This window comes from Candidatus Binatia bacterium, from assembly GCA_023150935.1.
In the GTDB taxonomy this organism is placed as follows: Bacteria; Desulfobacterota; Binatia; order HRBIN30; family HRBIN30; genus JAKLJW01.
Map to the genome: position 1 here is coordinate 1 of JAKLJW010000034.1, position 8271 is coordinate 8271.

Genomic DNA, 8271 nt, shown 5'->3' on the forward strand with positions numbered 1-8271 from the left:
ACCTGACCTCTCCCGCTGGGAGAGGAACCTGACTCCGTGGCGGGGTGGTGTTGTCGTGCTGTGGCGGCGGCATGTGCGGCGAACGCGCGCGGAGCGCGCGTTCCACCACCGGTTACTTCCCCCGGCTCGCCCCACATCGCAGCACACCGCAGCAGTCCGTCTCGGCTCCGGGTTCCCTCCCCCATCCGGGACCCGGTCGCGGACGCTCGGATGAAGTGGACGGCGGCGGCGCATCGGGCCAACCGACCGCTCACCGGCGCGGCTCGGCAGGAGCCTCGCCCTCCCCGTCTGAATTTTGCGTTCCGCACGAGTATCCGCGGAAATCGTGGTTCAAAGCGAGCGCACTCGAAACTCCGAGGCCGTCATTCCGCATTCCGCGCTTCTACCGGCGCCCCCCCTCCCGCCAGCTCGCGGAACCGTTCGGCAACCGGACGGGGGCGGCGTTGAGTGTCGAACAGTCCGACCGTCGTCACCTGGCCAACGGGCGTCATTAGGAAGTTCTCCCAGTCGTACTGATCGCCGCGGCTGTACCAGCACACGCCGCGCACCGGGAGCCCGTCGCGGCGCAGCGTCTCGATCCCGTCCACCAGCGTCTCCAGCCACGGGATCTGCGCTTCGACGGGCAGCGACAGGTTCGAGGTCTCGGCCACCCAGAACGGCACGCCGTAACGCTCATACCATCCCCGCGCTTCGCGCAAGTAACACTCGACGCGCTCGGCGATCGTCGGAACCGGCAGCCCGCCGACGGTCAGCACCGAAGTCGGGTAGAAGTCGTGTCCGGCAATGACGTGCTCCCGCGTGACGAGCGCATCGATGCGCTGCCGGATGCGGTCGGGCACGGCAACCAGAGCCGCTTCCGCGGCGGGACGCGGCGCGACTCCGAAGTGGAGGTCCCAGACGAGCTGCGCCGCCGCCCGCTGCCGCTCGGCCTCGCGAGCCTCGTCGTCGCCGGCGGCGCGAAAGCAAGCGAACCCTTCGGCACCGACCCACCAGCCGTCGCGGTCGCCCCGGATGCGCGCCAGAGCTTCGAGGTTGGCGAGCACGCAATGGGCGAGCGCCAGACCGAAGTCCTCGAGGCTCGAGCGGCGATCGTTCCAGATGCCGAACTGTGCCGAGGCGAAGGCGGTCATCGCGGGCTCGTTGACCGGAGTGAACCACAGCGGCTCCCGATAGCGCGCCAGGAAGGCGTCGACGTAGCGCCCGAAGCCCTCGACCCAGGCGAGATCGCAGAAGCCGGGGTAGTGATCGGGCAGACCGAAGTGGCAGAGATCGACGACGGGTTGCAACCCGTGCCGGGCGCAGGCGGCAAGCGCCCGGTCCCAGAGCGTCCAATCGTACTCGCCCGGCGCCCGTTCGGTCAGACGCCACGGCATGCCGTAGCGCCACACCCGCACCCCGAGTCCGGCAACGGCGGAAAGATCGTCGTCCATCCGATCGAGGTGCCCGGAGCGCGCAAACTCGTCGACGCGCACCTCGCGGCCATCGTGGAACACGAGAGGATCGGAACCCTCCTCGCCGCACGCGAAGGCGAAGTCGGGGAATGGAGGCGAAGCACGCCGCCGTACAGTAACCGCACTATCGTTCATCGCCCGAACCATCCCGCCGCCGTGGTCGTCTTGCACCGGTAGTTACGGGTACCAGACGATATAGCCACGTTCCCGCGTGCCGCGCATGCGGAACTCGCCCTCCACGCGATCCGGGTAAGCGGTTCCCCTGATGAGAGCAACGACGCGCCCAGCCTCGTCCCGAACCTTTCCACTGACGCGACCGCGCGCCGATACCCTCACCTCCGCCTCGCCCACACTGAACGACCTCATGCCGCTAGCGGCCACCTGTGCCGCGAATCGCCCCGTGAGCCGCGGGTGCGGCGTCACGTCGCACACGTGCCACGTCCCGTCACCGACATCCGGCCCTCGGCGTCCATCCCTCTGCCCCATGGCAACGGACAGCGCCCGGGAGAGGTCTGCCGCCCAGAGGCCCGACCCGTCGCCGAGGCTCCTGTCGGGAGTTGGGGGCGGTGGGTCCTGCCCAAGAGCGGTGCCCAGAAGTAGACCCGCGAGGCAGAGCAACAACGCCGCCATTCGCACGCGACGGAGGATCCAGAGGGTCGCCACCGCAATTGTGCCCAACAACAACGGCGATCCAGGCATCAACGGGTCGATAGCGCAACAGCCGGCGCAACCCGCCCGAATGTACAGGCGGCCCTCTCGCGTGAGAGGAGCAGGCACATGCCACCACTGGTCATTGAACACGGCCGCGCTGTTCGCGGGAATCTGGTACGTACCGGGTGTCGCCCCCGCCCGAACGTCGCCTGTACAGAGCGCAATAATCCCTCCGCTGAAGGTCGGTGCAGGAAATGGCGGCGGGCCCGTGCTCAGGTTCGACGCATTAGTCGGCAAGAGAGTCAGGCGCCGCCAGGACCCAGGAAACGGTTCGTCCAGCAAGACGTGAGTGGAACTCAATCGAGGATCGATCCGGCAGGCGATGTTGTCGAGCACGAGACCAGCGGGCCCCATATACATCCTCAGTGTTGCTCCCGCGTACTGACGCGCCTCGGGCTTCAAGGTGATCGCCCACTGCGCTACCGACCCGATGTTGGCGGTCGTTGGCCAAACCTCAAGCCGGGCCATGGGCTCCGGCACGGGATCGCTGGTAGCGCATCCGAGAATCAGGGATCGAACGGGCAGATCGTCTGGACCAATCAATCCGCTCCCGGTGGCATCGATACATCGTTGCGCCCACGGCACGGATGCGCCCTGCGATAGGAGATTCGCAGCCGCAAGGTATTCGTTCAGGTCGACCGTGCCGTCGCCATCGCAATCGCCAAAACACTCGGGATGGGTGGAGTCGCAACGGTCGCCGCGTCCGTCATCGTCGCTGTCCTGTTGGCGCGGGTTGTAATGCCCGGGACAGTTGTCGCATGCATCTGCGATCCCGTCGCCGTCACTGTCGAGGCCGGTCCGGCAGTCGTACGAGTCGATCGTCACACAGGGTTCGCCAGCAATGCTGGCCCGCATCCACTCGCTCATCTGGGGGTGGAAAGCCAACACTTGCGTCCGTATGTCGAGTTGCTCGAACCCCGGACATAACACGCCACTTCCAAGACTGTTGTAGCAATACGTCATGATGCTCGATGGTTCCGTCAGGCTGGGGCACTCCTTGGGACCCCGGTAGCACCTCCCACCCTCCCCGGAAACGCAGCGGTCCAGAGGCGGATCGAAGCAATGGGTGTGCGGTGCATTCATCTGGTGACCGAGCTCGTGAACAGACGTAAAGAGTCCCTTCGTTCCGCTTTCCCAGTCCAACCCGCGGCGGAGGTCGGCATACGCGGAAACTGACGCGTACGAGTTCGAAGTCAGATGGCAAGGTTTGTACCTGCCCTTTCCTCCCCCCCCCCCGACCACAAGAACTTGGACAAGGTCCCTATCCACGCAGTTGGCTGCTGGGCATCGAGGCCAGACCGCCCCCCACTGGTTGTCAATCGGGCCCATGTTGTCGACGTTTCCGTACGGATGAGTGTCGTTCCAGATATGAACGTGCACGACGCGGAATCTGATCCCGGCACTCCGCAGGAAGATGGCGTTCGCCGCATGGTAGTGAGCGTTCAGGAAGTTGATCACCTGCTGTACGTCGGCCAGTTGACTCCTCCAGTTCACTACGTCTACCGCAAGGTCGAGATCATAAGTTCCCGGAGGTGGAGGAGGGACGACAAAGCTGCTCGGGAAGTCCGCGTCATCGTCGGGAACATCGCATGATCCGGCTGCGCCTCCACCTTGACCTCCAGTGATCGTCTGAGGCGGGCCGTCCGGGCGCGGTAGCGGCTGCAGGTCTCCATGGTCAATCCGAAGAGTCGCGTTGGCCGAAAATAAAGGCCTCGCGGCAGTTGCCTGATTGGCACAGACAAGAAGAAGCACGGGAACCAGTAAACGCTTTCGTGCTCCAGCCAGGAGAAGGGCGCCGATTCCCAAGGTCAACCAACTGCCGGTGGCGCCCGACGACCCGTCGAGCTTGCAGCCTCCAGATGCACTGGTGGACGACCGGCCAGACGTCGTCGCAACCGCAGTCGGAGACGTCGGGGTACTCGTCGGACTCGGAGTTGCAGTTGCCGTTGCGGTCTGGGACTGCACGGTCAGCAAGCCCACTCCATACTCTGGCTCGCCCGGTAGTCTGATCGGGCTACCGATTGTTCCCTCCGGACCAATCAGGACCAGGGAGTACTCGTCCCCATCGACGACCGTCAGAGCAAGCGTCCGATTGTCGGCGAACACCGATGTCACAAGCGTCCCCGGAATAGAGCGCCCCACGAGAACGCCTCCCTGATCGGGAAAGCTCACGTCTACGTAGTGCGAGCCGAACTCCTCGCTGAACGCCGCAACTGCCTGCCCGTCATCCGAAAGCTCGACCCGATAGACAGGTCCCGCACTGATGCGACGAACAACCTCCCCATCGAAGTTGTACAGCAACACATGGCCGCCGCCGCAAAAATCGTTCACGGCAAAGTTGCGCCCGGCCGCGGCGAAGGCGCACGGAGGTAGGATCCCCGGAAACTGGACTCCCACCTCGATACGCCGCTGCGAGCCGTCGGTAAGGGATTGGATTACCACGTCGCGGCCGTCAAGCACCGCGAAGTGAGTCGGTGCCCCATGCGCAGCCGACGCAATCGCCAGGATCGCGCTGATGGCGACACGTACCATGCGGCCCTCCTTGCGCGCACCCCGATGGCCGCCCACACGCCGGGCGGCGGCGGCCTGCTAAGGAATCACCTCAAACCCGAACAACCAGTCGAGCGCGAACCACACTCATGGTCGTTCACCCCAGCCGCCCCAGGGTCCACACCTGGCAAATCCCCTGTGCGCAAAGGACACTACCACAGGGCCTCGGGCGCAGCCAACGCTGTTTCACCTTCCGGGCCCAAGCATCAGGCTTGCTTCTTTGCCAGCCTACGACCTCGGTGGCCCTCGAGCGACTGCCGGTTGCTCGCGGAGATGACTGCCGATCCGACGGAAAAACCCTTGACTGGCCGTTTGCCGGCGCCGTATGAGCCTAAAGAGGTAAGCTTCCGAGCGACATCCCGGGGGAACGAGAAACTTCGATGTTGCAGGCTCGTTCGCGTGTACTTCGGTTCCATCGCCCGCGTTGGCGGCGGGCGGCGGTGCGGCTGCCGATGGCCGCCGTCGTGGGAATGTTGACTTGCGGCGTCGCGCGGGCCGGGATCGATGTCTGGACCAACACGGGACCCGGCGGCGGGCGCGTCCTGTGCGTCGCCGCCGATCCGACGAATCCGACTACCGTATACGCCGGCACGGCCTCCGGCGGCCTGTTCAAGAGCACCGACGGAGGTGCGACCTGGTCCGGCGCCAACACCGGTCTGCCTCTGGGCGGGGAGACGCTCGGCTTGACGACCGTCTGGAGCATCGCCGTAGACCCGAAGGCGCCCTCGATCGTGTACGCGGGAACGTCGGCCGGCGTGTTCAAATCGACCGACGGGGCGGCGAGCTGGCAAGCGGCAAACACGGGGTTGATCAACCCATCGGAGAGTGCCCCGAGTATCGTGGCGTTGGCGGTCGATCCGCAAGTAAGCGCAACGCTGTACGCCGCCGCGGCGGTCTGGGGCGGCAGCGTTTTCAAGAGCATCAACGGCGGAGCGAGCTGGTCGTCCGCCGACACCGGCATCCTCGACGCGTGGGGCTCGCCCGCGGTTACGGCGCTGGCGATCGACCCGCTCGCGCCGGCCACTCTTTACGCGGCGGCGCAGTCCACCGCCTTCAAGACCACGAGCGCGGCAGGCACCTGGCTACCGCTCGCCGCGCCCGCCCCGAACACGGACATCCATCGCCTCGACATCGACCCGAGCACACCCGCGACCGTCTATCTCGGCACCCGCTACGGAACCCCGGCCGGTGTGCTCAAGACGACCGACAGCGGCAACACCTGGAGCCCCGTCAACAACGGCCTGCCCGGCCCCCCGACCGTCGGTGCCCTCGCGGTCGACCCGCTCGCACCCACCACAGTCTACGTCGCCACCAGTAGCTGCGAGGCATCCTCCTGCATCAGCGGCGTGTACCGCAGCCCGAACGGAGGGCAAGCGTGGGCGGCGACCGCGATGGCCGGCAGTTCCGACTATTCCGGCGCATACTTCGTCGACGCGCTCGCGGTGGCTCCGACCAGCCCGCCGACGATCTTCGCCGCCGACTGGATCGATGGCCTGTCGCGCAGCGCCGATTCCGGTGCGACCTGGACAGACGCCAACTCGGGTATGGCCAACACATTGATTGTGAGTCTCGCGCCGGATCCCGGGACACCGGCAACCCTGTACGCGGCGACTTACGAGGGCGGCATCTTCAAGAGCACGGATCGGGGCGTCACCTGGGCGGCGCGCCGCAACGGCCTGCCGCGCTGGTACGGTCTGGCACCGGTTTTGGCCGTTGCCCGGACCGACGCCAACCTGCTTTACGCGGGCACGCAGCAAGGTCTTTATCGCACCGCCGACGGCGGCGAGAGCTGGCAGCCGGTCAACAGCGGCCTCCCAAGTAATCCGTGGATTACCGCGGTTGCCGTGGATCCGTCGAACACCGGCATCGCTTACGCCGCGGCGGTCACCTGCGCCGACGGCCCGTGCGCGGGCGGGCTCTACAAGACGACCGACGGCGGCGCCACTTGGGCGCCAACGGCGCTCGGCGGAAACGATGTGATCGTCGAAGGGATCGCGATCGACGGGACGGCCCCGTCGACCCTGTACGCCAGTGCACGAGACGCCAACATGGACGGCAGTTACCTGTTCAACGGCGTGTACCGGAGCGTCGACGGAGGGGCCAACTGGGAACTCCGGAGCCCAGCTCTCGTTCAGCTCGGCCGCGTCCTGATCGATCCGACGACCCCGAGCACGCTCTACGTGACCGGGAACACCGCGGGCGAACCGATGCGGGTGTTCAAGAGCAGCGACAGCGGCGCCACCTGGAACCCGATCGATGCCGGCTTACCGGAAGACCTGTATGCGCCCCCCGATCTCGCGATCGACCCGGCCGACGCCGGCAAGCTTTACGCCGCCACCGACTCGGGTGTCTTCAGGAGCACCGACGCCGGCGTCAACTGGACCCCGTTCGACAACGGGCTCACCCAGGTCCAGTTCGCGACCATCGCCGTCGATCCGTTCGTATCGGCGGTGGTGTATGCCGCCAGTGCGGGCGGCGGAGTCTTCGTAATCGAGCAGGGATCGGCCGGCTACGGCATCGCCGGCCGGGTCCGCTACTACAACGGCCTGCACGGCGTCGGCGGCGCCGCCGTCGAACTCCACGGCACCCCACCGGCGTCGCAACTCACCAACGGCACCGGCGAGTACGCATTCGGCGGCCTTGCCGCGGCGACCTGGACGGTCGCACCTCGGAAGGACGGCGATTTCGGCGGCGGCATCGGTGCGTTGGACGCGGTTTTCGTCTTGCAGTCGGTAGCGGGCACGCGCACGCTCGACGCCAACCAGCGACTGGCGGCCGACGTCACCGGCAACGGTTCGATCAGTGCGCTCGACGCCGCACGCATCCTGCAGAAGGCCGTCGGAATGATCGACCGGCTGCCGGTGGCAACGACCTGCAACTCCGACTGGCTGTTCGTACCGGCGCCGGCGGCCGCCGCCAATCGCCACGCGATTCCGCCCGCGATCGGCGGCGGCGGGTGCCAGCCGGGGGCCATTGCGTACACACCGCTTGCCGGACCGGCGAACGGGCAGGATTTCGCCGGCATCCTCATCGGCGATGTCACGGGCAACTGGATACCGAGCGCGGGAGCGGCTGCCGCCGCGATGGCCGAGGCCCCGGCGGCGGGAGTACGCCTTGGCCGCGCACGGGCCGTGCGCGGGGCGCGGGTACGGATTCCCGTCTACGTGTCGTCCGCCGCGGCCACTTCCGCGCTGGACTTCCGCGTGCAGTTCGATCCCGCGCGGCTGCGTCTGGCGCGGGTGCGCCGCGGCCCACAGGCTCGCGGCGCCCTGCTCGCTCACCACCACGGCGACACGCCGGGGGTCGTCCGCATCGCGATGGCGAGTGCCACGGCGTTACCGCCCAACGGCAGTATCCTCGTGCTCGAGTTCGACGGCAATGCGGCCGCGCCGGTTCGTGTCAGCGGCCGCGTTGGGGAACGGTGATGGGGCAGTGGGCAGTGATCGGGGTTAGAGCTGACCGCTGACTGTCGACGACCTGCATCCAGGAGCCTGTCGGAGAAAGGCCCGCTGGTGCTTCGACAAGCTCAGCACGAGCGGGCTCTGCCTTGATTTCACAG

Annotated in this window: 4 protein-coding genes; 2 read left to right on the forward strand and 2 right to left on the reverse strand. The window is 66.8% G+C overall.

Features of this window, described 5'->3' with window-relative positions:
• Nucleotides 1-362 precede the first annotated feature (362 nt).
• Nucleotides 363-1586 (reverse strand): family 1 glycosylhydrolase, encoded by a 1224-nt coding sequence (locus L6Q96_17380; protein MCK6556330.1) that lies wholly within the window; start codon nucleotides 1584-1586, stop codon nucleotides 363-365.
• Nucleotides 1587-1628: 42 nt separating this feature from the next.
• The gene (locus L6Q96_17385; protein MCK6556331.1) at nucleotides 1629-3125 is read right to left on the reverse strand and encodes a hypothetical protein; all 1497 of its coding nucleotides are present in this window, start codon (nucleotides 3123-3125) and stop codon (nucleotides 1629-1631) included.
• A gap of 405 nt (nucleotides 3126-3530) precedes the next feature.
• Between L6Q96_17385 and L6Q96_17390 the strand changes: the two genes are divergently transcribed.
• Both L6Q96_17390 and L6Q96_17395 read left to right on the forward strand, forming a co-directional pair.
• Nucleotides 3531-3755, forward strand: coding sequence for a hypothetical protein (locus L6Q96_17390; protein MCK6556332.1), 225 nt, complete (start codon nucleotides 3531-3533; stop codon nucleotides 3753-3755).
• A gap of 1337 nt (nucleotides 3756-5092) precedes the next feature.
• Complete coding sequence (locus tag L6Q96_17395) at nucleotides 5093-8137, forward strand: dockerin type I domain-containing protein (protein ID MCK6556333.1); 3045 nt, start codon at nucleotides 5093-5095, stop codon at nucleotides 8135-8137.
• Nucleotides 8138-8271 lie beyond the last annotated feature (134 nt).

Coding starts and splice junctions, on each gene's coding strand:
- L6Q96_17380 (MCK6556330.1), bottom strand. CDS start 1,586: ATGAACGATAGTGCGGTTACTGTACGGCGGCGTGCTTCGCCTCCATTC.
- L6Q96_17385 (MCK6556331.1), bottom strand. CDS start 3,125: ATGACGTATTGCTACAACAGTCTTGGAAGTGGCGTGTTATGTCCGGGG.
- L6Q96_17390 (MCK6556332.1), top strand. CDS start 3,531: ATGAACGTGCACGACGCGGAATCTGATCCCGGCACTCCGCAGGAAGAT.
- L6Q96_17395 (MCK6556333.1), top strand. CDS start 5,093: ATGTTGCAGGCTCGTTCGCGTGTACTTCGGTTCCATCGCCCGCGTTGG.